At 66.5% G+C, this 25,620-nt stretch carries 23 protein-coding genes; 18 read left to right on the top strand and 5 right to left on the bottom strand.

The window, feature by feature from the left end; genetic code table 11:
* The first annotated feature begins 57 nt into the window (after positions 1–57).
* The 10 genes from LH400_RS10415 to LH400_RS10460 all read left to right on the top strand — a co-directional run bounded on the left by LH400_RS10415 (position 58) and on the right by LH400_RS10460 (position 9,117).
* Positions 58–2,415, top strand: a complete 2,358-nt coding sequence (locus tag LH400_RS10415; protein ID WP_229152606.1) for a putative monovalent cation/H+ antiporter subunit A — start codon at positions 58–60, stop codon at positions 2,413–2,415.
* Positions 2,412–2,831 carry a Na+/H+ antiporter subunit B gene (locus tag LH400_RS10420; RefSeq protein ID WP_229152607.1) on the top strand — a complete coding sequence of 140 codons (420 nt, stop codon included), beginning with the start codon at positions 2,412–2,414 and terminating at the stop codon, positions 2,829–2,831. The genes LH400_RS10415 and LH400_RS10420 overlap by 4 nt, the downstream gene beginning before the upstream one ends.
* A complete protein-coding gene (locus LH400_RS10425; RefSeq protein ID WP_229152608.1) occupies positions 2,831–3,208 on the top strand; it encodes a Na+/H+ antiporter subunit C in 378 nt (125 codons plus the stop codon). The genes LH400_RS10420 and LH400_RS10425 overlap by 1 nt, the downstream gene beginning before the upstream one ends.
* Before the next feature lie 6 nt (positions 3,209–3,214).
* Entirely contained in the window at positions 3,215–4,909 is a 1,695-nt protein-coding gene (locus tag LH400_RS10430) for a proton-conducting transporter transmembrane domain-containing protein (RefSeq protein ID WP_229152609.1), read from the top strand.
* Positions 4,906–5,379, top strand: coding sequence for a Na+/H+ antiporter subunit E (locus tag LH400_RS10435; protein ID WP_229152610.1), 474 nt, complete (start codon positions 4,906–4,908; stop codon positions 5,377–5,379). The genes LH400_RS10430 and LH400_RS10435 overlap by 4 nt, the downstream gene beginning before the upstream one ends.
* Complete coding sequence (locus tag LH400_RS10440) at positions 5,376–5,744, top strand: cation:proton antiporter (RefSeq protein WP_229152611.1); 369 nt, start codon at positions 5,376–5,378, stop codon at positions 5,742–5,744. Before LH400_RS10435 ends, LH400_RS10440 begins: the two co-directional genes overlap by 4 nt.
* A complete protein-coding gene (gene mnhG / locus LH400_RS10445) occupies positions 5,741–6,139 on the top strand; it encodes a monovalent cation/H(+) antiporter subunit G (RefSeq protein ID WP_229152612.1) in 399 nt (132 codons plus the stop codon). The genes LH400_RS10440 and mnhG overlap by 4 nt, the downstream gene beginning before the upstream one ends.
* A complete protein-coding gene (locus tag LH400_RS10450) occupies positions 6,136–6,579 on the top strand; it encodes a DUF423 domain-containing protein (protein WP_229152613.1) in 444 nt (147 codons plus the stop codon). Before mnhG ends, LH400_RS10450 begins: the two co-directional genes overlap by 4 nt.
* Positions 6,580–6,601: 22 nt before the next feature.
* Positions 6,602–7,387: an SDR family NAD(P)-dependent oxidoreductase gene (locus LH400_RS10455; RefSeq protein WP_229152614.1), complete on the top strand. Its 786-nt coding sequence runs from the start codon at positions 6,602–6,604 to the stop codon at positions 7,385–7,387.
* Between the two features lie 125 nt (positions 7,388–7,512).
* Complete coding sequence (locus LH400_RS10460; protein ID WP_229152615.1) at positions 7,513–9,117, top strand: CHASE domain-containing protein; 1,605 nt, start codon at positions 7,513–7,515, stop codon at positions 9,115–9,117.
* Between the two features lie 62 nt (positions 9,118–9,179).
* On the opposite strand, the gene LH400_RS10465 is transcribed toward LH400_RS10460, so the two are convergent.
* Positions 9,180–10,910: a peptide chain release factor 3 gene (locus LH400_RS10465; RefSeq protein WP_370638369.1), complete on the bottom strand. Its 1,731-nt coding sequence runs from the start codon at positions 10,908–10,910 to the stop codon at positions 9,180–9,182.
* 436 nt (positions 10,911–11,346) lie between these two features.
* Here LH400_RS10465 and LH400_RS10470 point away from each other — a divergent pair, with 436 nt between their 5' ends.
* From LH400_RS10470 to LH400_RS10480, 3 genes are all read left to right on the top strand, one after another.
* The gene (locus LH400_RS10470) at positions 11,347–12,003 is read left to right on the top strand and encodes a cytochrome c oxidase assembly protein (protein ID WP_229152616.1); all 657 of its coding nucleotides are present in this window, start codon (positions 11,347–11,349) and stop codon (positions 12,001–12,003) included.
* A 42-nt stretch (positions 12,004–12,045) separates the two neighbouring features.
* Positions 12,046–12,519 (top strand): copper chaperone PCu(A)C, encoded by a 474-nt coding sequence (locus LH400_RS10475; protein ID WP_229152617.1) that lies wholly within the window; start codon positions 12,046–12,048, stop codon positions 12,517–12,519.
* Positions 12,520–12,693: 174 nt separating this feature from the next.
* Positions 12,694–12,945 carry a hypothetical protein gene (locus LH400_RS10480; RefSeq protein WP_229152618.1) on the top strand — a complete coding sequence of 84 codons (252 nt, stop codon included), beginning with the start codon at positions 12,694–12,696 and terminating at the stop codon, positions 12,943–12,945.
* 114 nt (positions 12,946–13,059) lie between these two features.
* On the opposite strand, the gene LH400_RS10485 is transcribed toward LH400_RS10480, so the two are convergent.
* From LH400_RS10485 to phaC, 3 genes are all read right to left on the bottom strand, one after another.
* The gene (locus LH400_RS10485; protein ID WP_229152619.1) at positions 13,060–14,490 is read right to left on the bottom strand and encodes a phospholipase D-like domain-containing protein; all 1,431 of its coding nucleotides are present in this window, start codon (positions 14,488–14,490) and stop codon (positions 13,060–13,062) included.
* A gap of 158 nt (positions 14,491–14,648) precedes the next feature.
* Positions 14,649–16,160: a sodium/proline symporter PutP gene (gene putP, locus LH400_RS10490; protein WP_229152620.1), complete on the bottom strand. Its 1,512-nt coding sequence runs from the start codon at positions 16,158–16,160 to the stop codon at positions 14,649–14,651.
* A 372-nt stretch (positions 16,161–16,532) separates the two neighbouring features.
* Entirely contained in the window at positions 16,533–18,374 is a 1,842-nt protein-coding gene (gene phaC, locus LH400_RS10495) for a class I poly(R)-hydroxyalkanoic acid synthase (protein WP_229152621.1), read from the bottom strand.
* 178 nt (positions 18,375–18,552) lie between these two features.
* On the opposite strand from phaC, the gene LH400_RS10500 reads away from it, so the two are divergent.
* The 4 genes from LH400_RS10500 (at position 18,553) to glpX (ending at position 22,866) form a co-directional block, all read left to right on the top strand.
* Positions 18,553–19,014, top strand: a complete 462-nt coding sequence (locus LH400_RS10500) for a hypothetical protein (RefSeq protein WP_229152622.1) — start codon at positions 18,553–18,555, stop codon at positions 19,012–19,014.
* 83 nt (positions 19,015–19,097) lie between these two features.
* Positions 19,098–20,315 (top strand): LL-diaminopimelate aminotransferase, encoded by a 1,218-nt coding sequence (locus LH400_RS10505; protein ID WP_229152623.1) that lies wholly within the window; start codon positions 19,098–19,100, stop codon positions 20,313–20,315.
* A gap of 41 nt (positions 20,316–20,356) precedes the next feature.
* Entirely contained in the window at positions 20,357–21,661 is a 1,305-nt protein-coding gene (locus LH400_RS10510; RefSeq protein ID WP_229152624.1) for a homoserine dehydrogenase, read from the top strand.
* 227 nt (positions 21,662–21,888) lie between these two features.
* Positions 21,889–22,866: a class II fructose-bisphosphatase gene (glpX, locus tag LH400_RS10515; protein WP_229152625.1), complete on the top strand. Its 978-nt coding sequence runs from the start codon at positions 21,889–21,891 to the stop codon at positions 22,864–22,866.
* Here glpX and LH400_RS10520 read toward each other — a convergent pair.
* The gene (locus tag LH400_RS10520) at positions 22,863–23,582 is read right to left on the bottom strand and encodes a hypothetical protein (RefSeq protein ID WP_229152626.1); all 720 of its coding nucleotides are present in this window, start codon (positions 23,580–23,582) and stop codon (positions 22,863–22,865) included. The genes glpX and LH400_RS10520 overlap by 4 nt on opposite strands.
* 197 nt (positions 23,583–23,779) lie before the next feature.
* On the opposite strand from LH400_RS10520, the gene recJ reads away from it, so the two are divergent.
* A complete protein-coding gene (recJ, locus tag LH400_RS10525) occupies positions 23,780–25,573 on the top strand; it encodes a single-stranded-DNA-specific exonuclease RecJ (protein ID WP_229152627.1) in 1,794 nt (597 codons plus the stop codon).
* Positions 25,574–25,620 lie beyond the last annotated feature (47 nt).

Here is a 25,620-nt window from a genome sequence, read left to right on the forward strand (position 1 = left end):
CCCTGTCAGCCGGCACGGGTCGCGCGGGATCAATCGGGCAGGGAGTGCTGACGGCGAATGAGGGGCCTCGAACCGACGGCGGGATATCTGGCGCTCGCCCTGCCGTTCATCGCTGCGGCCCTGGCCCCGACCCTCACAAGGCTATTCGGCCGCCACGCCGCCTGGGTGCTGGCGCTTGCGCCGGCCGCCGCCTTCGGCATCGTCCTGTCCGCTCTCCCCGCCGTCGCCGAGGGCAAGGTGTTCCTCTTCGGTTTCGACTGGATTCCCTCCTTCGGGGTGCGGTTCTCGGTCCGGCTGGACGGCCTGTCCTCGACCTTCGCCCTGCTGATCACCGGCATCGGAACGCTGATCGTCCTTTATTCCGGCGGCTATCTCGCCGGGCATCGGGACCAGGGCCGATTCCTGTCCTTCATCCTGATGTTCATGGGCTCGATGCTCGGCCTCGTCCTCGCCGACGACCTGATCACCCTGTTCGTCTATTGGGAACTGACGTCGATCACCTCCTTCCTCCTGATCGGCTTCGATCACGAGAGGGAGGCGGCGCGGCGCGGCGCGGTCCAGGCGCTGGTGGTGACCGGGGGCGGCGGCCTCGTGCTCCTCGGCGGACTGATCGCGATCCGCGAGCTCACCGGCCTGACCTCGGCGAGCGACATGCTGGCGGCGAGCGATCTCGTCCGCAACAGCCCGTATTACGTCCCGATCCTCCTGATGGTGCTCGCCGGCGCATTCACCAAGTCGGCGCAGATGCCGTTCCACGTCTGGCTGCCCAATGCGATGGAGGCGCCGACGCCCGTGTCCGCCTATCTGCATTCGGCGACCATGGTGAAGGCGGGGATCTATCTCCTCCTGCGCTTCCAGCCGGCCCTCGGCGACACCGATCTGTGGACGACGATCCTGCCGTCCTTCGGCGCCGTCACGCTGGTCGTCGGCGCGCTGCTTTCGATCCGCGCGACGGACATCAAGATCACGCTCGCCTATACGACCGTCGCGTCGCTCGGCCTTCTGGTCATGCTCATCGGGGTCGGAACGCCGGAGGCGCTGGAGGGCGCGGTCCTCTATCTGATCGCCCATTCCTTCTTCAAGGGCGGCCTGTTCATGGTGGCGGGCTCGGTCGACCACGGCGCCGGCACGCGCGAACTCTCCGGCCTCGGCGGGCTGAAGCGGGCGATGCCGATCACCTTCGCCGCCGCGCTCCTCTGCGCGCTGTCGATGGGCGGCGTCACGCCTTTCGTCGGCTTCCTCTCCAAGGAGACGATGTATCACGCGCTGGAGGAGGGCGACGCCTATCATGTGGCGATCCTTGCCGCCGCGGTCGTCGGCAATGCCCTGATGTTCGCCGCAGCCTTCATCGTCGCGCTGAAGCCGTTCCTCGGCCGGCTGCCGGAGACCATCCACCATCCCCACGAGGGGGCGCTGACGATCTGGCTCGGACCGCTCGTCCTCGGCCTCGTCTCGCTGCTCGGCGGCCTCTTCTACGAGACCTACCACCACTTCCTGTCCTCCCCGATGGCTTCGTCCGCGATCGGCGAGGCGGTGGCGATCGAGATCGGCTTCGTGCCGCATCTCAACCTCGCCTTCGCGCTGTCCTGCCTGACGATCCTCGCCGGCATCGGGCTCTATCTCGTCTCCGAGCCTCTGCGCGGGGCGATCGCGGCGACCCTTCGCGGCATCGGCTGGGGTCCGGATAAGGGCTTCGACCAGGCGATGCGCGGGCTGGTCCGCTTCTCCTTCAAGCTGACGTCGACGCTGCAGTCCGGCCGGCTCGACTACTACATGACCGTCACTGTCGGCGCGATCGTCGCCGCGCTGCTCGTGCCGATGATCTGGCTCGGCGGATTGCCGGCCATGCCGAAAATGCCCGAGTTGCGCTTCTACGAATGGCTGGTGCTCGGCCTGATCCTGGTCGGCATCCTGGCGGTGGTCGTCGCCAAGAACCGGCTGACGGCGATCGTGTCGCTCGGCATCCAGGGCTTTGCCGTGGCGCTGATCTTCATGCTGCTCGGCGCGCCGGATCTCTCCTTCACGCAGTTCATGGTCGAGACGCTGTCGGTCGTGATCCTCGCCCTCGTCATGACCCGGCTGAAGCTGTCGCCAGCCGACCACAGGCCGTTCCGCGAGGTTCTGCCGGACGCCGCGCTCGCAGTGGCGGGCGGGGCTGGGTTCGGCCTCTTCCTCCTCTCGGTCGTCCAGCGGCCGTTCGACCCGTTCCTCTCCGACTTCTTCGAGCGCTACAGCTATGCGATCGCCCACGGCCACAACATCGTCAACGTCATCATCGTCGACTTCCGCGGGGTTGATACGATGGGCGAGATCGCCGTGGTGATGACGACCGGCCTCGCCATTCTCGCCCTGATCCGCATCCGGGTCGGCCGCAGGGGCGCCGCCCAGCCGGATCCGACGGAGACGACGCCATGAGGACCATCATCTTCCGCTTCACGGCGCCGTATCTGACAAGTCTGATGGTGCTGTTCTCTATCTTCGTGCTCCTGCGCGGCCACAACGAGCCGGGCGGGGGCTTCATCGGCGGGCTGATCGCGGCATCCGCCTTCGCAATCTACGGCATCGCCTGCGGCGTCGATCCGGTTCGCCGCGCGCTGTACTTCCATCCGATGGCGATCGCCGGCGCCGGCCTGATGCTGGCCGTGCTCGCCGGCTGCCTGTCGATCCCGTACGGCACGCAGTTCATGACCGGGCTTTGGTCGTTCCCGGAGATCCTGGGCGGCGACATCGCCCTGTCGACGCCGATGTTCTTCGATATCGGCGTCTATCTCGTCGTCGTCGGATCGATCTCCTCGATCGCGCTCGCGCTCGAAGAGCGGGACAGCGACTGATGGAGGCCGCGCTCAGTTTCGTCGTCGCCGCGCTATTCGCGGTGTCGCTCTACCTCCTCCTGTCGAAACACATCATCCGCATGCTGCTCGGCATCGTCCTGCTCAGCAATGCCGTCAACCTTCTCATCTTCACCGCCGGCCGGATCGGTCCGATCGCTCCGCCGCTCATCGAGGAGGGACAGGAGACGGTCACGCAGGCGGTCGCCAACCCCCTGCCGCAGGCGCTCATCCTGACCGCGATCGTCATCTCCTTCTCCTTCTTCGCCTTTCTTCTGGTGCTGGCATATCGCGCCTACCAGGACCTCGGCACGGACGACACCGACCAGATGCGTATCGCAGAACCCGAGGACCAGGGGCTGCCGCCCCTGGGGTACTGATCCCCGATGGCTGTCGAGAGTTCCCACGTTGCCGGGCTGAAGGCGGAAGCGATGGCCTCCGCCGGGCTCAACGCGAGCGACTATCTTGTCGTCCTGCCGGTCGCCGTCTGCTTCCTGTTCGGCGCGGGCCTCCTGATGCTGCGCAAGCGGACGGACTGGCAGCCCTACTTCGCCATTCCGGGCCTCGTCCTGCTCTTCGTGGTCGACGTGGCGTTGCTCCTGAAGGTCGCCGCCGAAGGCCCGCAGACGATGATGATGGGCGGCTGGAAGGCGCCCTTCGGCATCGCCTTCACCGTCGATCTGATGGGGGCGTTGTTCGCCACCGTCGCCGGCTTCGTAGCGCTCTGCTGCGGCATCTACGCGGCCGCCGCGATCAGCAAGGGCGAGCGCCGCTACGGCTTCTATCCCTTCCTGTTCCTGATGATCGGGGGTGTCTCCGGCGCGTTCCTGACCGGCGACGTCTTCAACCTCTACGTCTGGTTCGAGGTGCTGCTGATCGGCTCCTTCGGCCTCCTGATCCTCGGCTCGGAGCACGAACAGCTCGACGGCGCGACCAAGTACTGCTTCCTCAACCTCGTCGGCACCACGCTCTTCCTGATCGCCACCGGCTATCTCTATGGCATCTTCGGCACGCTCAACATGGCCGACATCGCCCAGAAGGCCGCGACGATGAAGAGCGACGGGGTGATCACCACGCTCGCGGTCCTCTACCTCGTCTCCTTTGCGATGAAGGCCGCGGCTTTCCCGCTGAACTACTGGCTGCCGGCCTCCTATCACACGCCGCGCTTTGTCGTGTCGGCGCTGTTCGCGGGTCTGCTGACCAAGGTCGGCATCTATGCGATGATCCGCATCCTGATGATGCTGTTTCCGCCCGAACGGGCGGCGATGGCGCCGCTGATCGCCTGGATCGCCGGCCTCACCATGCTGGTCGGCGGGTTCGGCGCTCTCGCCCAGACCGACCTTCGGCGGCTTCTCAACTACATCGTCATCGCCGGCATCGGCACGATCCTCGCCGGCATCGCGCTGCCGCCGGTCGCCGCCTCGATGCCGGCGCTCCTGACGGCCGCGACCGACGCGGCAGCGGGTGTCGCCGCTTCGGCGGACAAGGCCTCCCAGGTTCTGCAGACCGGGCTGTCCGGCGCGATCTACTACGCGCTCCATTCCATTGTTGTCATGACCGGCCTGTATCTCGCCGCCGGGGTCGCCGCCTATCTCAACGGCTCCTCCTCGCTCGCCGAGATGGGCGGGCTGTGGCGGCGCCATCCGATGCTGGCCGCTATCATGCTGGTCTTCCTATTCTCCGTCTCGGGCCTGCCGCCGTTCTCCGGCTTCTGGCCGAAGGTCGCGCTGGTCAGGGCTTCGATCGCGGCGGACATGCCGTGGCTCGCAGCGGCCGTCCTGTTCTCCGGCTTCCTCATCACGGTCGCCTCGGCGCGGCTCTTCGCGCTCGCCTTCTGGCGGCCGCTGCCGGCGGCGCAGGCCGCGGGCGACGAGGCGGAGGCGAAGCGCGTCGCCGGCGAGATGTTCCAGGCGGCCGGGCCCGATAAGCCGCTGTCGTTGATCCCGCTCCTGGCGCTCGTCGCCTTCGTCGTGGCCGCAGGCGTCTGGCCGGAATGGCTGGCGCGGCTGACGGACGGCGCCGCCGCGGGCGTGCTCGATCCCACCGCCTACTTCTCCTCGGTGTTCGGAGGCGGGTCGTGACGCTCTACCTGATCAACCTCGTCCTGGCGCTCGTCTGGGTCACGGTCACCGGCTCCTTCAGCCTCGTCAACCTCATCTTCGGTTTCGTCCTCGGCGGCTTCGCGCTCTACCTGATCCGCGAGCAGGTGGGCACGGTCGGCTATATCAGCCGGGGGTATCGGATCGCCGTCCTCGCGCTCTTCTTCTTTAAGGAGCTGATCCTGTCGGCCTGGCGCGTGCTCGTGCTCGTCCTGTCCCCGCGGCCCGACCTCAAGCCCGGCATCTTCGCATACCGGCTCAAGGTCGACCGCGATTTCGAGATCACGCTGCTTGCGAACATGATCACGCTCACGCCGGGAACGCTTTCCGTCGACGTCTCCGAGGACCGGTCGACGCTTTACGTCCACGCCATCGACTGTTCCGATCCGGAAGCGGCGCGCGCGGACATCGCCGGCGGCTTCGAGCGCAAGATCCTGGAGGCGTTCCGATGAGCCTGCACGAATTCGCGGTCTCCTTCCTCGACATCTCGCTCGCGATCTCGCTCGGCCTCCTGGCGCTCGCCTTCATCCTGACCACGATCCGCATCATCCTCGGGCCGACGCTGCCGGACCGGGTGCTCGGCCTGGACATGCTGACCTCCGTCGCCATCGGATTCATCGCCGTCATCGGTATCGACACCGGCTTCACCCTCTATGTGGATGTCGCCATCGCGCTCGGCCTCGTCGGCTTCCTGGCGACGGTCGCCTTCGCGCGCTTCATCCTCGCCCGCGGCAAGACCGAGGACGAGCCGGACGCCGAGACGCTGCCATTCGAGAATCCCAATCGTGGCGCGCAAGGGGAGGCGGGCCGGTCATGATCTCCGACATCGCCATCATCCTGGCCGGCCTCCTGATGATCGCGGGCTCGATCTTCGCTGCGGTCGCGGCTCTCGGCATCATCCGCCTGCCGGACCTCTACACCCGCATGCACGCTGCCTCGAAAGCCGGTTCCGTCGGCTCGGGCATGATGCTGATCGCGCTGGCTCTCACCTCCAATGCGACGGGTGAGACGCTGCGGGCCATCGCGGCGGTCTTCTTCTTCCTGCTGACGGCGCCGATCTCGGCGCATCTCCTGGCCAAGGCCGCCTATGCGGTCGGCTACCGGCTCTGGTCCGGGTCGGTGCTCGACGAGATGCCCCCGCTGCCGGTCGACGAGCGCAGCTCCGGGACGCCGTCGCCCGAGGAGGCCGGCTCGGCCGAGGGGCGGACGTGAGCCCGCGCGGCAGCGGAACGGTCCGCTCGCTTGCGGCGGCGCTGGCCCGCCTGTTTGCCGGCCTGTTCGGCGCCGGCGGCGTTGCCGGTGCTGCCATCGCGGCGCATGGCGGCGATATCCGGCTCGTGGCGATCGCCGCCGCAATGGCGCTGTTCCATGCGCCGGCGCTTCTCGCCCTGTCTCTGCGCGCTCCGGCTGTGCCCCGGACGAGCGGCGCCGCAATCGTGCTGATGATCGTCGGCGTCCTGTTGTTCTCCGGCGACCTCGCCGTTCTCGCCGTCACCGGCTCCGGTCTCTTTTCCGGTGCCGCGCCGACCGGCGGCTCGGCGATGATCCTCGCCTGGCTCGTCGTCGCGGGGGGCGGCCTTTTCGACGTCTTCGTCCAGCCGTCCCGCGAGGGAGGCCGGACGGGTCGACATGAGGATAGCCCGATCGCATGATCGGTCGAAGGAGGAAGCAGCCATGCAGGGATTCGATCGAGAGCTCTTCGCGGGCAGGAGGATCGTCGTCACCGGGGCGGGCCGAGGAATCGGCGCGGCGGTGGCCCGCGCATTCCTCGCCTGCGGAGGCCGGGTCGTCGCCCATGCCGGGCGATCGCTCGAACATGCCGAGAAGGATCTTCTCGCCGGGATGGCTGCGGCCGAGCGCGAGCGGCTGACCCTCCTCGTCGAGGACCTTTCCGATCCGGGCGGCGGCGAGCGGCTTGCCGAGGCGGTGCTGGCGGCCTCCGGCGGGCTGATCGACGTCCTCGTCAACAATGCCGGGACGATGGGCGGACGCGTCGCTGCCGAGGCGATCGATGCGGCGCAGTACGACGCCGTCCTCGACCTCAACATCCGCCAGGTCGTCGCTCTCACGAGCGGGCTCCTGCCGGCCCTGAAGACCGGGCGCGAGCCCGCGATCGTCAATACCTCCTCGATCTCCGCCCGCATCGGCGGCAGCCCCGGCTCCTCGCTCTATTCCGCCTCAAAGGCCTTCGTCTCGACCTGGACGCGGGCCCTGGCGCGGGAACTCGCGCCCGACGGCATCCGCGTCAACGCGGTCTCGCCCGGAACGATCATGACTGATTTCCACCGCCGCTACTCCACCAAGGAGAAGCTCGATGCGACAGCGGCTTCGATCCCGATGAAGCGGCTCGGTACTGCCGAGGATTGTGCGCCGGCCTATCTGTTCCTCGCCAGCGCCCTGTTGTCCGGATACATCACCGGGCAGGTAATCGAGGTGAATGGCGGCCAGTTCATGGCCTGACCTCTTTCGACGCAACCCTACGCAAGACAACGGCTTTTTCGGCTGTTAGGAAAATTTGCGAGCCGGTTTCACGGGGTGCCGGCCGCCGTGGGGGCGCCTTGAGAAAGCGGGTCATTTCGATAGCGGTGTTTGCCATCGCCACGGCGATCGGCCTGGCGCTTGCGGCGCAGGTCTGGATGTCGAGCGAGGATGCCGACCGGCTCCGCTTCGCGCAGGAGGCCGACGACGCTCTGGCGAGGGTGGAGGCGCGACTGCAGCTCCATCTGTCTCTGCTCTTCGCGACCCAGGCCTTCCTCGCCGTCGAAGAACGGGACGTGAGCCGCGTGCAGTTCGCCGACTTCGTCGACCATCTCGACCTTGCCGGCCGCTATGACGGCATCCAGGGCGTCGGCTTCGCCATGACCGTGCCGGCCGATGCCGAGGGGCCAGCGGTGGATGCCATCGCCAGGAACTACGGCCAGGGCTTTCCCATCCGGCCGCAGGCCACCGATCAGGCGATCCGCACGCCCATCGTGCTGATCGAGCCGCAGGACGCGCGCAATCGCGCGGCGGTCGGCTTCGACATGTTTTCCGCCGAGACACGGCGCACCGCGATGATCGCGGCGGCGCGAACCGGCGGGGCGCAGGCGACGGGCCCGGTCCGCCTCGTCCAGGAGATCGACGAGAACCGGCAGCAGGGCTTCCTGATTTATCTGCCCCTGTTCGCCAATCCCTTGCAGACTGTCGGGGAAGCGGCGGCGACGAGGGGCTTCGTCTATGCGCCGTTCCGCGTCGGCGACCTGTTCCAGGCGGCTTTCGGGCATAAGGCGCATCTGCCGGTGCATGTGGAGGTATTCGACGGCGCGGTGGCGACGCCGGAGGCGCGGATCTACGCTTCCCCCGAAGCGGCGGACCCGCAGTGGGGCGAACGGCTCGGCGCGACCCGCGAACTGACGGTCGCCGGACGCAAATGGCTCTTGAGGATGCACCCCACCCCGGAGTTTCGACGGATCGGCTCCGGCTATCCGGCTGCGCTCCTTGCCGCGGCTGTCGTGATGCTGGCGCTGGTCCTGGCGCTGCTGACGCTAGTCCAGTCGCGCCGCGCCGAGGCGGTGGCCGCCCTCAATGCCGAGGGGGTGCGCAATCTTGCGCAGAAGGACCTGATGCTGGGAGAGATGAACCACCGCATCAAGAACTCGATCGCGCGGGTGATCGCGATCGCCCGGCAGACGGCGCGGGGCGCGAGCGGGCTCGACGATTTCATGGAACGCTATGCTTCGCGCCTCAACGCCATGGCGGCGGCGCAGGAAGTGCTGACCCGCTCAAGATGGGGCAGGGCAAAGATGGACGAACTGCTGACCCGCGAACTGAGCCAGGTCCTGGGAGAGGGGCTGGAGAACTGCAACATCGCCGGCCCAGAGGTCGAACTCGGCGAGGCGGCGACACAGGCACTCGGCCTCACCTTCCACGAGCTTGCGACCAATGCGCTCAAATACGGGGCGCTCGCCTCTCAGAACGGATCGCTCTCGGTTACCTGGCGGCTGGTCGGCGAGACCGTGGCGATCGACTGGACCGAGACCGGCGGCGCGGCCCCCGTTGCGGAACCGCAGCGCCGCGGCTTCGGTACGCGCCTCATTAACATGAGCATCGGCAGCGAACTCGGCGGGACGATCGAACGCCATTTCGCCGAGAGCGGCCTGCGGATTGCGATCCGCTTTCCTGCCGAGGCGGCAGGCGCCGCGCCGGCCTGAGAAATAGGGTCCCAGCCGGCATTCCCCCGGCTCCCTCGGCCGATCCGCGAAATACAGGTCCGCTACTGCCCGACGATCTCGCGGGTCGCGTCAAACACGATGTCCTTGTTGCGCTCCGATTCGTAGCGCAGCTCCCAGTCGTCGCGGGCGAGGAAGACAGGCCGCCCGTCGCGGTCGCGCGCGACGTTCATCGTGTGGTCCTTGATGAAGGCTGCGAGCTTGGCCTCGCTCTCGCAGCGGATCCAGCGCGCGACATTGTACTGCACCGGCTCGAAGGTGACGTCCGCCTTGTATTCGCCGGAGATGCGCGAGGCGAGGACGTCGAGCTGCAGCGGGCCGACGACGCCGACGATCCAGTCCGAGCCGATGGTCGGCCGGAATACCTGCACCAGGCCCTCTTCCGCGAGGTCCTCGAGCGCCCGGCGCATCTGCTTGACCTTCATCGTGTCGTCGAGCCTCGCCCGGCGCAGGACTTCCGGCGCGAAGGCCGGCAGGCCTGTGAAGCGGAAGCTCTCGCCCTCCGTCAGCGTGTCGCCGACGCGCAGCGTGCCGTGGTTCGGGATTCCGATGACGTCGCCGGCGAAGGCCTCCTCGGTCAGCGCCCGTTCCTGGGCGAAGAAGTAGATCGGGTTGGAGACCGCGATCGCCTTGCCCGAGCGCACATGATCGAGCTTCATGCCGCGCTTGAAGTGGCCCGAGCAGAACCGCACGAAGGCGACGCGGTCGCGATGCTTGGGGTCCATGTTCGCCTGCACCTTGAAGACGAAGCCCGAGACCTTGTTGCCCGCAGGGTCGATCGGCCCATTGTCGGAAGGCTGCGGCCGCGGCGAGGGCGCATGAGCGGCGATGATGTCCATCAGCCGGTCGACGGCGAAGTTCTGCAGCGCGCTGCCGAAGACGACCGGTGTCAGATGGCCCTGCCGATAGGCATCCGCGTCGAAGGCGGAATAGCCGTCGCGGGCGAGCTCGGCCGTATCGCGGAAGGTCGCATAGACGTCGGCGGGCAGCGATGCCTCGAATTCGGGATCGTCCATCCCCCGATAGCGCTTGACCCCCGCTTGGCGGTTGGCACCGCTGGTGAAGAGGAAGTCGTCGTTCGACAGGTCGTAGCAGCCCTTGAACGTCCCGCCCTGGCCGACCGGCCACACCATCGGCGCGACCGACAATGCGAGCATCTCCTCGATCGCGTCGAGAAGCTCGAACGGGTCGCGGCCCTCGCGGTCGACCTTGTTGACGAAGGTGACGATCGGAATATCGCGCAGGCGACAGATCTCGAACAGCTTGCGGGTCTGGCTCTCGATGCCCTTGGCCGCGTCAATCACCATGATCGCCGAATCGACGGCCGTCAGCGTGCGGTAGGTGTCTTCGGAGAAGTCGCTGTGGCCGGGCGTGTCGAGGAGGTTGAAGGTGATGCCCTCCTTCTCGAAGGTCATCACCGAGGAGGTCACGGAGATGCCGCGGCTCCTCTCGATGTCCATCCAGTCGGATTTCGCCCGTCGGCCGTCGCCCTTGGAGCGGACGGCGCCGGCCATCTCGATGGCGCCGCCGGCGAGCAGCAGTTTCTCGGTCAGCGTCGTCTTGCCGGCGTCCGGATGCGAGATGATCGCGAAGGTGCGGCGGGTGGTGAAGCCGTTCGCCTGCGCGGGCGCACGCGGCGCCTGAGTCTCCGTCTCGCTCGAGGCCGCGGCCGTCGTCGCCTCTGTGGTCACGGTGGCGCTCAAGATTGCTTGCTCTCCGGGTTCTGTCACGCGCTCGTCCTCTCGTGTGGATCCGAGCGCCTGGTCACGCCGCATAGGCGCCGGAAACGTCGCGTCAGCCGCGTCCGCACGGCAAGCCCGGCGGAATGCGGCCCGCTCGGACGGCGGCTCGCGGGAATTTCCGTTTCAGATAGTGGGTTTTGTACCAAATTGCACGCCCCAATGCGCGGGGGGGCGACGCCGTCGCAGGCGGTCGGGAACGGCGGCGGGAGCCGGGGAGGGGCGGCGGCCCCGCCTTCGAGGCGGGTGCGGGGAGGACGAAACGACCACTTGATTCTCGAGGGCTCGAAGAATCTAACGGCCCGGCATGGCCGCGCGGCCGTGTCCTGCGGCGGCAGACACAGGGCGTCGGCGTCGGCGCCGGCCGGAAGCGACAATCGCGTCCCCGGGAGCGCTGCATTGCCGGCGCTGCGCCGGACTGCTGGCCGCTCGGCCGGGCCGGGCGCCTGAGCCCGAAGATTGCGGAGGATCGATGAAGTTTCGTTTGGGAAGAAACGCGGTCGTGGTCGGCGCGCTGAGCTGCGTCCTCGCCGTCATGATCACGCTCGTTTCCTACGCGCCGACGCTCTACCAGCTGTTCTGCGCGGCGACCGGCTACAACGGCACCGTCCAGCGCGCCAATGCGGCGACGGCGCCGAAAGAGGCTTCGAAGAAGACCGTGACCGTGCGCTTCGACGCCAATGTCGCGCCCGGACTCGACTGGGAGTTTCGCCCGGAAAAGCCGGAGATCGTCACCCATTACGGTGAACCGACCAAGACATACTATTACGCCAAGAACAATTCCGAGCATACGATCGTCGCGCATGCCCTGTTCAACGTGACCCCTTACCAGGCGGCGCCGTATTTCTTCAAGATCGAGTGCTTCTGCTTCACCGACGAGAAGCTGAAGCCGGGCGAGAGCGCCAAGATGCCGCTGGTCCTGTTCGTCGATGATCAGATGGCGAAGGATCCGACGACGGCGTCCCTGGAAAGCGTGACCCTGTCCTACACCTTCTTCGAGCAGGAGAACCCCACGCCGGAGCAGATCGCGGCTGCGCGCGATCTCGGCACCGGCTCGGCACAGAAGGATGCCGAGCTGAAGAAGGATCTCGGCAAGGCCGCCTATGCCAATGACGCGCCGCGCGGCTGACCCGCCCGCCCGCAAGTCCCGCAATCGCGCAAAGGTGTCCGCATGACCCTCGCTCAGACCTCCATCTCCGGTCGGTTCGTCCGCTTCGCGGCCGCGGCGGCGCTCGGGCTTGCTGCCGCCATTTCGCCGGTCGCGGCGTCCGCCCACAGCTATAAGCTCGGCAGCCTTCGGATCGGCCATGTCTGGGCGAAGCCTGCGGCGAAGGGAGAGGACGCGATCGTCTACGGCCCGATCTTCAACACGGCGCCGGAGCCCGCCGCACTGAAAGGGGCATCCTCGCCCGCCGCGACGGCCACCGAGTTACGCAGCGCCGTGGACGGGGCGAACAAGCGCCTCGACGCCATCGCCCTGCCGCCCGGCAGGCCTGTGGCGCTCGCCCCGTGGCGCGAGCACATCGTCCTCACCGGCCTGAAACAGCCGCTGCAGAACGGCGACGCGGTCGATCTCGATCTCGACTTCGGCAGCCTCGGAAAGATTTCGGTGCAGGTGGAGATCGAGGACCAGGCGAGCGACTGAGCACCGGCGCCTTCGCCGGTGCAACGCTGGCGGGCGCAGGAACCGGCAACCTCGAAGATTTTCATAAATTCTTCATCATCGCGAGCAGCTTCCGCCGTATGGCGGCGATTGTTCGGAACCCTTATGATCGTCGATCTGTTACAAGCGCACTGAAATCTCAGAAGGTTATGAGATATGCGCAGACTGCTCCTCGCCTCCGCTCTCGCCCTGACGGCTTCGCTCTCCTTCGGGGCGTCGGCCCAGGCGGCCGGCGTCACCGTCGTGATCGGCGACCATCACCCCGATCACGTCAGGGACCATCATCGGCGGCCGGTGACGCATCGCGAGCGCCGCCACATGGCCCGCGCGCACGACTGCTTCACGAAGAAGGTGGTGACGCGCCAGCACGGCCGTAAGGTGGTGAAGACCACGAAGGTCTGCCGCTAGGCGCATCGGCAGGGCATGGGGATAGAATGGCCCGGCCGGCTTATCCGGCCGGGCCTTTTGTTTTGGGCAATCGTCGCCGCTTTTGGCGATCCGCGGGCAAGTGTGGCGCTGGTCTCACGCGAAGGAGTCGAGGAACTCCTCGAGGAACGGTTTTGGCCGCTCCGGGTCCGCGATATCGGATTCGGCGAACATCTCTTCGGCTTCGGTCAGCTCGCGCATCGGCAGCGGCTCAAGACGCCGGCCTTCCTTGCCGCAGCCATCGAGAAGCCCGACGATCGAGCCGCCGTTTTCGGCAAGCCTTGCCTCGACCGTCTCGGCCGCCAGGCCGAGATGCTCACCGAGGAGCCCGTTGCGGATCCGCCTGATGCCCTTCTCGACGTCTTCTCGGCCCTCGGCCTCGATCATGACGTCGCATTCGGTGTCGAAGCCCATCGAGCGATTGTTCAGGTTGGCCGAGCCGATCTTCAGCACCGCATCGTCGGCGATCATGATCTTGGCGTGGACGTAGATCGGCGAGCCGGCCGCATTCACCGGATAGACGATGCGGAAACGGTCGTGTGCGTCGGCCTCGTGCACCAGCTTCATCATCCGGATCCGGGCCGAATCCATCGCCTCGGCCTCCAGCCAGCCATCCGCCGTATCCGGATTGACGACAACGATCTCCGGTCCGTGCGGCTCCTTCAGCCGCTCCGCAATCGCCCGGGCGATGTCGCGCGAGGCGAAATACTGGCTCTCGACATAGAGCGTCTTGCGCGCCGCCGCGATGATCGCCAGCGTAGCCTTCTGGATCTCGTCGGTCTGCTCGACGTCGCCGAAGGCGGGCAGCGTGCGGGATATGGCGACCGGAACGTCCTCGAAATCGATGGTGAGCCCGTCCGGCCAAATATCCGCCTCGCCCGCATAGGGGCCAAGGTCCTCGCCGGTCGCCAGCGCCCAGCGTTCGCGCGCGAGCCGCGCCAGGCCCTTCGCCGCCGGGCCGCTCATGCAGCTCGTCGCATCGTGCCAGGGGCCGAGCGGGGTGCCATGCGGCGTATGCCGGCCGGGGCGGCCCTCTTCATGGTCGCGCGTGTCCCAGCGCCCCATGGTCATGTCGATCCCACCGCAGAACGCCAGTGTCTCGTCGATGATCAGGAGCTTCATGTGATGGGCCGCCATCGCCGGATGTGCCCCGTCGAGCCGCATCTCGACGGGTCCCGCCACCTTCCAGCGTAGCATGTAGAAGGGGGTCTCGCCGCGCCCGAAGGAGCGCAGCATGCCGGTGTCCCACTTGAGAACTCGCAGTTCGAGTTCGCTCCGACGTTTTCCGAGCCAGGAAAGAAACTCGCCGACGCTGTTCGGGCCCTCGAGAGTCTGGTTCTCTGGTTCGAGTTCGATGCGCGCGTCGAAGTCCCAGCCGATCAGAAGGATCGAATGGCGCGCCTTCAACATGGCGTCCTTTGCGGCCCGGAAGAAGTCTGCGGCGTCGACGATGACGGCCAGACGATCCGCGGTTTCCCGGCGCCAGCAGGTCGAGCCGGTCTCGGCCAGCGTTCGGTCGGCTGCCAAAGGCGTGCCCCCTGATCCGTGTTTTTTTCCTCGCCCGGCAAGCTAGAGAGGTACGGCCGGGCGTGAAGGGACGATCCGGGACCGGGGCGCGAAAGCCGTGCTGCACGACCAGTCGTCAGCCGCAGGTCCGCCTCCCGCGGCCGGCTTCTGGTCTGCTGTCACTCTGCCGGGCTGGCGTCCCTTTCGGGGAGGGGGCGAAACTCGCCCGAGGATTCCGTCGACAGGCTGACGGCCACGATCACCAGCCAGGCTGCCAGGAAGCCCGGGATGATCTCGTAGACGCCCGGGCCGCCGAGGAAGCTGTCGCTCCAGCCGATCGCGATCCAGACGATGACCGTGACTGCCCCCGTCACGAGCCCAGCCACGGCGCCGGCGCCGGTCATCCGGTCCCAGGTGAGCGCCAGGATGATCAGCGGACCGAAGGCGGCGCCGAAACCCGCCCAGGCATTGGCGACGAGGCCAAGCACCTTGGAGTCCGGATCTCCGGCGATGATCGCGGCAGCGATCGCCACCAGAACGACGCAGACCCGGCCGACATTGACCATTTCCCGCTCGCCCGCCTCCTTGCGCAGGAAGAGCCGGTAGAAATCCTCGGTCAGCGACGAGGAGGCGACCAGCAGCTGGCTGGAGATCGTGCTCATGATCGCCGCGAGCAGTGCCGCGAGCAGAAAGCCGGTGATCAGCGGGTGGAACAGGAGATCGGCCAGGATGATGAAGATCGTCTCGGGATCCTCGACCGTAAGGCCGTTGCGCGTCGCATAGGCCCGGCCGAAGATGCCGACGCCGATCGCCCCGATGAGCGAGATCGCCATCCAGGTCATGCCGATGTTGCGGGCCCGCGGCACCTCGCGGACGCTACGCACCGCCATGAAGCGGACGATGATGTGCGGCTGGCCGAAATAGCCGAGGCCCCAGGTGACGGCTGAGAAGAAGCCGACGATCGTCAGGCCGTTGGTCAGCGATAGAAAATTCGGGTCGACGGAGCCGAGCGTCTCGGCTGCCTGATCGAAGCCGCCGCCCTCGCCGGCGAAGAGCACCACGATCGGCATCAGGACGAGGGCCACCATCATGATGCAGCCCTGGACGAAATCGGTGAGGCTCACGGCGAGAAATCCGCCGACGACGGTGTAGGTGAGGACGATGCCGAGGGTCAGCCAGATGCCGACGGAATAGTCGCTCATCGCGGACAGGTTGACGAGGTCGCCGAAGGCGCTGTCGAAGAGCTTGCCGCCCGCCACAAGGCCGGACGCGGTATAGACCGAGAAGAAGACGACGATGATCACCGCCGAGATCGTCCTGAGCGCGATCGCCTTGGTCGGAAAGCGCCTCGCAAGGAATTCCGGGATGGTCAGGCTGTTGTCGTAGCGCTGGGTCTGCTCGCGCAGCCGGGGCGCAACGATGATCCAGTTGGCGAGGGCGCCAACGAACAGGCCGATCCCGATCCAGGCCTCGACCAGGCCCGAGGCGTAGAGCGCGCCGGGAAGGCCGAGCAGCAGCCAGCCGCTCATGTCGGACGCTCCGGCCGACAAGGCAGCCACTGCCGGCGGCAGCTGCCGGCCGCCCAGCATGTACTCTTCCGAACTCGCGGTCGACTTCCGCCAGGCGTAGAAGCCGATGGCGAGCATCAGCACGAAGTAGAGCGTGAGGCTGATCCAGACTCCGACGCTCATCGTGACCTCCCGGATTGCGGTTCACCGCGAACGAGGCCTTTGGGGTCCCGTGCCTGCAACCAACTATGGCAATCCTGTGACAAGTCGAGCGCTGCCCATCCGAAGCACTATGTCGCAGAGACTTGCCGTGCTGCGGAATAGTCCTGGTGCAGCGCAGAAACTGTGCGGGCGCTACGGCCCGGCGCTCAGAATATCGACCGGTTGTCGCTGCGCGATCGCGCGAGCCAGGCCCACGGCGGCAGTCGGCGGTCGTTCCGATCTTGCAAACGTCGCAGCGTCCGGTCCGCGCCGCCGCCGAGCGGTCGATCAAGTCCCGCCTGCAGACCATCCACGTCCGGGTTCCGTCCGGATCGGATAGCCGAACAGGGCCCCCTAGGACTTGGCCTTCACATAGCGGCCCGGCGCATCCTCGATCGGCTTCAGCTTTCCGCCGCCGGGCTGCCGTGCCTCCACCTGTTCGCCCGAGAGTGGCGCGATCCACTCCTGCCAGTGCGGCCACCAGGAGCCCGCCGTCTCCTTGGCGGCCAGAAGCCAGTCCTCGAAGCTGGCGACTTCCTTCGGCGCGGGGCCGGTCCAGAACTGGTACTTCTTCTTGCCCGGTGGATTGACGACGCCGGCGATATGGCCGGAGCCGGTGAGGACGTAGGTCACGTTCGAGCCGAAGGCCCGGCAGCCGGTGAACACGCTGCGGGCTGGCGCGATGTGATCTTCCTTGGTTGCGAGGTTGTAGATCGGGATCGTCACCTTGGAGAGGTCGAGCTTGACGCCGCCGATCTCCATCCGGCCGCACGACAGCCGGTTTTCGAGATAGCAGTTGCGCAGGTAGAAGAGGTGGTTCGCCTTCGGCATCCGCGTGGAATCGGCGTTCCAGTAGAGAAGGTCGAAGGGCAGCGGCTCCTTGCCCTTCAGATAGTTGTTGACGAAATAGGGCCAGATCAGATCGCCGGACCGCAGAAGGTTGAAGGCCGTCGCCATCTGCGAGCCGTCGAGATAGCCTCTGGCCTCCATCGATTCCTCGAGCGACTTGAGTTGGGCCTCGTCCACGAAGACCTTCAGATCGCCGGCATGGGTGAAGTCGATCTGGGTGGTCAGGAAGGTCGTCGAACTGATGCGCTCGTCGCCGCGCTGCTTCAGATAGGCGAGCGAGGCGCCGAGCAGCGTACCGCCGACGCAGTAGCCGACGGCGTTGACCTCCCGCTCGCCCGTCGCCGTCTCGACCGTGTCGAGGCCGAAGACGATGCCCTCCTCGATATAGTCCTTCCAGTCCTTGGCGGCCTGCTTCTCCGTCGGGTTCACCCAGGAGACGACGAAGACGGTGTGGCCCTGCGCGACGAGCCAGCCGATCAGGGACTTCTCCGGATTGAGGTCGAGGATGTAGAACTTGTTGATCCAGGGCGGCACGATCATCAGCGGCCGCTTGAACACGGTCTCGGTCTGCGGCGCGTACTGGATGATCTGGCAGACGTCGTTCTCGGCGATCACCTTGCCGGGGCTGACGGCCATGTCGCGGCCGACCTCGTATTTGGAATAGTCGGCCTGCCGCAGTCGCAGGTTTCCGCCGCCGGCGGCCATGTCCTCGGCGAACATCTTCATTCCGCGCACGAGGTTCTCGCCATTGGAGGCGATCGTCTCCCGGTAGAGTTCGGGGTTGGTCAGCACGAAGTTGGACGGCGCGACGGCGTTCGACAGCTGCTTGACGTAGAAGGCCGCCTTGTGGCGCGTGTGCTCGTCGAGCCCCTCGGTGCGGGTGACGAGGTCGTCGGCCCATTGTGAGGTCAGGAGATAGGTCTGCTTGATGAAGTCGAAGAAGAGATTCGAGTTCCAGCCTTCGTCGGCAAAGCGCCTGTCGCCCTTGGCGGGCTCGATCGGGGAGGGGGGATTGTCTCCCGCCAGCCGTCGGATCGAGTTGTTCCAGACGGTCAGGTAGCCGGCGAAGAGGCTGGTCTGCGCCTCCATCGCACGGGCGGGGTCGGTCAGCCAGTATTCCGACACGCGCGACAGCGTCTGGACCAGTTCGGCCATCGGGATCGGGCTGGAATCGACCGGCTCGCCCTTCTCGCGCGGAGCGACCCAGGCCGCGGCGGCCTTGCCGATCTGCTCGAGCATCCTCGCCATGTTGAGGGTGAAGGCCTCCGGGTCCTTGACGACGAACTCCTCGCCCGGCTGCCCCGTCTTCGCTCCACCGGGAGCGCTCCGTCCTTCCTCGGCGGCCATGCTCGATCCTCCCATTTTCGACCGCTTGGCGGGCGCCGGTTTCGGCTTTACCACTCGATCCATGCAGTCTTCGTTGGCGACACGCCGCGAATCCGACCAGAAGCGGACGTAATCGCTTTTGTAAATGCCGCAGGTGTAGGATATGACACACGGCGCTCATTCAAAAAGGCCCTTCGGCATGTTCGCGCCCAAGCTGATCCGATCGCTCGCATTCGTCGCCGTCCTGCTGCCGGTCGGCGCCTGCCAGTCGATCTTTCCGGATTCGGAGGATCCGTCGCTGGCGCTGCTGCAGGCCGCGCCGACGCCACCCGGCGGCTCCGGCCAGCGGCTCGACGAGAACGGCTATCCCCTGCTCGGCGCGACGCCTCGGGCAGCGACGACGCAGCTGAGGGACGACGAGGTGAAGGCCGAGCAGGCGCGCCTGTCGGCCGCCGCAGCAAATCTCGGCCAGTCGACGGCCGGCATGAACTCGTCGAGTTATGATGCAGAGATCCGGCGCCTCCAGAACGTGCGCAAGGACCAGGCCGCCGAACTCGACAAGGCGCTCGCCGCCCGGCCGAAGCCCGCCGAGCCGGCGAAGAAGAAGGCGCCGGTGACGAGCCCCGAAGAGGTGCTCCGCCAGATCGAAGCCGGGCAGTAGCCTTCGCCCGGCCCGAACGGAAGACGAATACGGTTCGATCCCCCCATTTGTCCGGCATTCGCGCCGGCGGGACAGAAGAGACGATGGAAGAGTTCCACAAGGTTCGCAGACTGCCGCCCTACGTCTTCGAGGAGGTCAACCGCCTCAAGGCCAGTGCCCGGGCGGGGGGCGCCGACATCATCGATCTCGGCATGGGCAATCCGGATCTGCCGACGCCGAAATTCGTGGTCGACAAGATGTGCGAGGTCATCCGCGACCCGCGCACGCACCGCTATTCCGCCTCCAAGGGGATCGCCGGGCTTCGCCGTGCCCAGGCAGGTTACTACGCGCGCCGCTTCGGGGTGAAGCTCGATCCGAACACCCAAATCGTCGCGACGCTCGGCTCCAAGGAAGGCTTCGCCAATATGGCGCAGGCCATCACGGCGCCCGGCGACGTCGTGCTCTGCCCGAACCCGACCTATCCGATCCACGCCTTCGGCTTCCTGATGGCCGGCGGAACGATCCGCGCCATTCCCGCCAAGCCCGACGCCGACTTCATGGCGGCGATCGATCGAGCGGTGCGGCACTCGATTCCCAAGCCGATCGCCATCATCCTCAATTACCCGTCGAACCCTACCGCCTACGAGGCGGATCTCGACTTCTACCGCGAGATGGTCGCCTTCGCCCGGCGCCACGAGATCATCCTCCTGTCGGATCTCGCCTATGCCGAGATCTATTTCGACGGCGCGCCGCCGCCGTCGATCCTTCAGGTCGAGGGGGCGATGGACATCGCCGTCGAGTTCACCTCGATGTCGAAGACCTTCTCCATGCCCGGCTGGCGGATCGGTTTCGCCGTCGGCAACGAGCGGCTGCTGGCCGCGCTCGCCCGGGTGAAGTCCTATCTCGACTACGGCGCCTTCACGCCGATCCAGGTCGCGGCGACCGCAGCGCTGAACGCCGGCGACGAGGCGGTGGAGGAGGTGCGGGCGATCTATCGCCGCCGCCGCGACGTCCTCGTGGAAACCTTCGCGCGGGCCGGCTGGCACGTGCCGCCGCCGTCCTCGACCATGTTTGCCTGGGCGCCGATCCCGCCGCAGTACCGCCATCTCGGCTCGCTGGAATTCTCCAAGCTCCTGATCGGCGAGGCCGACGTCGCGGTGGCGCCCGGCATCGGCTTTGGCGAGCATGGCGACGACCATGTCCGCATCGCCCTCGTCGAGAACGAGCATCGAATCCGCCAGGCCGCCCGCAACATCCGCCGCTTCCTTGCCAGCGACGCCGAAGACGGGCAGAAGGTCGTCTCTCTAAGGGCGCGGTCGTAAGGGCCGCTCCCGGATTTCATGTCCGAGACGATGGAAGTGCCATGGACAGTCAATTGCGGCTCGGCGTTGCCGGGCTCGGAACCGTGGGGGCAAGCCTCGGCCGACTGATCGAGATGAAGGCCGACACGCTGGCGATGCGCGTCGGCCGGCCGATCGCGATCACCGCGGTCTGTGCGCGCGATCGTTCGCGCAGCCGCGGCTTCGATCTGTCCGGCGCTGAATGGTTCGACGATCCGGTGGAGCTTGCGCGCAGCGCCGAGATCGACGTCTTTGTCGAGCTGATCGGCGGAGCGGAGGGGTCGGCCCGCGAGGCCGTCGAGGCGGCGCTGAAGCGCGGCATTCCCGTCGTCACCGCCAACAAGGCGCTGCTTGCCCATCACGGCGTGGCGCTCGCCAAGATGGCGGCGAAGAAGGACACCGAGATCCTGTTCGAGGCCGCTGTCGCCGGCGGCATCCCGATCATCAAGACCATGCGCGAAGCGCTGTCGGGCAACGACGTTTCGCGCGTCTACGGCATTCTCAACGGCACCTGCAATTACATGCTGACGCGCATGGAGAAGGAGGGCATCGCCTTCGACGCCTGTCTCGCCGACGCCCAGCGCCTCGGCTATGCCGAAGCCGACCCGACCTTCGACATCGGCGGCTTCGACGCGGCACACAAGCTGGCGATCCTGACGGCGCTCGCCTTCGGCTGCGAGATCGACCTGTCCAGCATCTTCATCGAGGGCATTTCGGCCGTCTCCAACGAAGATATCGAAGCCGCGGCCGAACTTGGCTATCGGATCAAGCTTTTGGCGGTCGCGCTGAAGACCGACACAGGCATCGAGCAGCGCGTCCATCCCGCCATGATCCCGGCAAGCTCGGCGCTCGCTCAGGTCGACGGCGTCACCAATGCGGTCGCCGTCGACAGCGATCTCCTCGGCTCGATCCTCCTCGCCGGTCCCGGGGCCGGGGGAGAAGCCACCGCATCTGCGGTCCTGTCCGACATCATGGACGTTGCCGGCGGCGTGCTGCCGCCGACGCTCGGCCTGCCGCCGGCGCGGCTCGCTCCCTACAAGCGGGCGCGGATGCGCGCGCATGAAGGCGGCTACTACATTCGCCTGTCGGTCTACGACCGGGTCGGGGCATTCGCGTCGATCGCCCGGCGCATGGCCGAGAACCAGATCTCGCTGGAATCGATCGTCCAGCGAAAGCGCGGCAATGGCGACGATGCCGGCACGGCGCCGGTCATCCTCGTCACACACGAGACGACCGAGGCGGCCGTGCGCAAGGCGCTCGAACTCGTCTCCAAGGACGGCCATCTGAAGGACGAACCGCGGATGATCCGCATCGAGGCGCTGGATTGAGGCAGCCGGTCGCGGCCTCGTGCGGCGTTTGCCTTCGCTCGCTCGGCGGCGCGGAGGGCGTTGCGCGGGGCGCTGCACGAATTGCGTGGGAGTGAAAGCCGCTGCGCGGGAGTACCGGGCGGAGGCGCCGTGAAGCCGCCGACATGGCGGGTTCACGGACAGACGGCATATGAGGCGCAGGATCGCGGCTCGCCCTTCGGCGCGGCCGGGCGAGTGAGGGAACGGACATGAGCGAGAACGCGGCGGAAAGCGGATCGCTGGATCGGGTGCTGACTCTCGAACTGGCGCGGGTCACGGAGCAGGCGGCGATCGCGGCCGCAAGGCTGCGCGGACGCGGCGACGAGAAGGCTGCCGACCAGGCGGCGGTCGACGCCATGCGGTCGGCGCTCAACGGCCTGACGATCGACGGCGTCATCGTCATCGGCGAGGGCGAGCGCGACGAGGCGCCGATGCTCTATATCGGCGAGCGCGTCGGCAGGGGCCACGGTCCGCAGGTCGACATCGCGCTCGATCCTTTGGAAGGCACCACGGTCTGCGCCAAGAACCTGCCCAACTCGCTGGCGGTGGTCGCAATGGCGGAACGCGGCAGCCTCCTCAATGCGCCGGACGTCTACATGGAGAAGATCGCGGTGGGGCCGGGCTATCCGCCGGGGATCGTCGATCTCAACCGCTCGGCCGAGGAAAATCTCCAGGCGCTCGCCGAGGCGAAAGGCGTGCCGGTGGCGGCGATCACTGCCTGCATCCTCGACCGGCCGCGCCACGCCCAGCTGATCGAGCAGGTGCGGGCGGCCGGCGCGGCGATCCGTCTGATCGGGGACGGCGACGTTGCCGGCGTCATCCATACGACCGATCCGGAGGAGACCGGCATCGACATCTATATGGGCATCGGCGGCGCGCCCGAGGGCGTCCTCGCCGCGGCAGCGCTGCGCTGCACCGGCGGCCAGATGCAGGCGCGCCTGCAGCTCAACACACATGAGAAGCGCGCCCGGGCTGAGCGCATGGGCGTCGACGATCCCGGCCGGATCTATTCGGCCGAGGAGATGGCATCCGGCAACGTGATGTTCGCCGCGACCGGTGTCACCGACGGCAATCTCCTGGACGGCGTCCGCTTCTACAAGGACCGGATCACCACGCACACTCTGGTCATGCGGTCATACTCGCGGACCATCCGCGAGGTGCGGGCGCATCACCACGGACCGATTTAAAACGGTATTTCATCATCCAATTCGAAATTGTGACTACGGGTGGGTGAGGCTTTAGGTCCTTCGATCGCTAATGGCTGAGGCGGGGCACCGAGACGCTCGCGCTCTGCATCCTCCAACTCTTTGTCAGCATTTATCAATTTCAAAATATTCTCGTAAGCTTGTCTATACTGAGCCGTAAAAGCTGTTGCATTGACAGCAACGAGACCGATGCTCCCTATTATCGCCAAAGATTTTACGATATTGAACCTATTCATGTGGAGCTCGGTTCGTAAGCTCTCCAGCATTTTGAGAAGCTTTTCCTTCTTCTTATCAGGAAGATCAGACTCCACAATCGAAGTGCGAAGCGAAGATATCTCTCGTTCAATAAAATTTCTGGTGCGGCTGGCTAGTCGGACCGAATTTTCAAGAGAGACGTCATCTTCCGACTCGAGCATTATCTGAGAAGAAAGAGAAATTGCTTTTAGACGAAATGCGTTATATTCATCGATAAAATCCCGATCAGTGCTCAAACTAAGATCAAGGCTGGCATAACGGGCTGCTCCTTCGACAATCGCGATATATTCTGCCCTTGCCTCATCATCGTAGCTGCCATTCTGCGACTGTGAAATCAATTCGCCCAGACTTGCGCGACATTTGCGCTCTATGGCAGCAAATTTCTTTCTCTTATTTTCTGGCAAGTCTGCGTAGTCATTGTCAGTTAGCAGATAGTTGCTCATGCGTGATTCCTGATGGCGTGGTTCAGTGGGTGGCACGGCTTCGACTTGCAATACTCGCTCAGATGGATGGCCACACCCTTATTAAATCACTGGGCGGTCGTTGAAGATAGCTTGAGACGTCAGCAAGCAGAAACATGAGTGCGGGATGCAGGCTAATCTTGCAGGGTGGTCCCTAAGACGGCACAAGGCTCGACACTATGACGTCTTCTATACGCAGCTTTCTCGGAGTGGACCGCTCGATCTCCGGCCGGCGCTGGACGAGCGCTCTCGATCAGCGAATGGAGGCGGCCGCGCTCGCCATGGCGCAGAAGCTCGGCCTGCCGGACATCGTCGCGCGGGTACTCGCCGCGCGCGGCATCGGCGAGGCGGATGCCGGCTCCTTCCTGGAGCCGCGGCTGCGCGACCTGATGCCCGATCCCTCCAGCCTCACCGACATGGACGCGGCCGCCGCGCGGATCGCCGACGCGATCGATCGGCGCGAACAGGTCGCGATCTTCGGCGACTACGACGTCGACGGGGCCGCCTCGTCGGCGCTTCTGTGGCGCTATCTCAGCCATTTCGGCATCAAGGCCACCATCCGGATCCCCGACCGGATCACCGAAGGCTACGGCCCGAACCCGCCGGCCATGCGCGCGCTCGTCGAAGAGGGCGCGACGCTCATCGTGACGGTCGACTGCGGAACCGGCAGTTTCGAGGCGATCGCCGAAGCGCGGAGCGCGGGCGCCGACGTCGTCGTCCTCGACCATCACCAGACCGGGCCGGCGCTGCCGGAAGCCTCGGCCGTGGTCAATCCGAACCGGCAGGACGATCTCTCCGGCCTCGGCCATCTCTGTGCCGCCGGCGTCGTCTTCATGACGCTGGTCGCCACCTCGCGGGTCCTGCGCGCGCGCGGCCGCGCCTCTGCGGCAATGCCCGACATCCTCGGCCTCATCGACCTTGTCGCACTGGCGACCGTCTGCGACGTCGTCCCGCTGAAGGCGCTGAACCGTGCCTTTGTCGTGCAGGGGCTGAAGATCATGCGCGAGCAGCGCAATCACGGGCTCGCCGCTCTCGCCCGCGTCGCCCGACTCGCGGGCCCGGTCGAAAGCCACCATCTCGGCTTCCTGATCGGCCCGAGGATCAACGCCGGCGGCCGGATCGGCGACGCCTGGCTCGGCAGCCATCTCCTCTGTCTCGACGATGCGGAAGCGGCGCAGGAGCTCGCCGAAAGGTTGCACGGCCTGAACGAGGAGCGGCAGGCCATGGAGCAGGTGATGCTGGCCACGGCCGAGGCCGAGGTCGTCGCGGAAATCGGGGCAGGGCCGGGGCCGGCCGTCCTGGTGACGGGCTCGGACGACTGGCATCCCGGCATCGTGGGCCTGATCGCCGCACGGCTGAAGGAGCGCCACCGGCGGCCGGCCTTCGCGATCGCGTTCGACGGGAGCGATCGTGGCACAGGATCGGGCCGGTCGATCCCGGGGATCGATCTCGGCCGCCTTGTTCGCCAAGCCGTGTCGGAGGGAATCCTCGAGAAGGGCGGCGGCCATGCCATGGCAGCAGGTGTGACGATCCGTCGCACCCATTTGGGGGCATTCCGGCAGTTTCTGGAAACCGAATCCCGCGCAGGGATCGATGCGCTGCGTTCGGCCGAATCACTCCGGCTCGACGGGGCGGTCAGCGGCAGCGGCCTTACCCTGTCCCTTTATGAGACGCTGTCCAAGGCCGGTCCCTTCGGCGCCGGGCATGAGACCCCGCTACTGGCGCTCCCGCGCCAGCGCGTCGCGGACGCGGGGGTCGTCGGCAAGGGCCATGTCCGCGCCACCTTGAAAGGTGCCGAGGGCCGGACGGTCCGTGCCATCGCCTTCAAGGCTGCGGATGGAGAGATGGGGCAGAGGCTGTTGCGGGGACGTGACGACGTCTTGCACGTGGCCGGTACCGTGTCGCTCGACCGGTTTCGCGGTCAGGAATCGATCGGCTTTCGGATCGTCGATGTTGCCGAGGCCTTCGACTGACCCCGCAACATTGCGCGACCGGCCGCAGTCGATCGCGACCGGCTTCG

The sequence above is a fragment of the Jiella soli genome (genome assembly GCF_020615385.1).
GTDB lineage: Bacteria > Pseudomonadota > Alphaproteobacteria > Rhizobiales > Rhizobiaceae > VKMB-3413.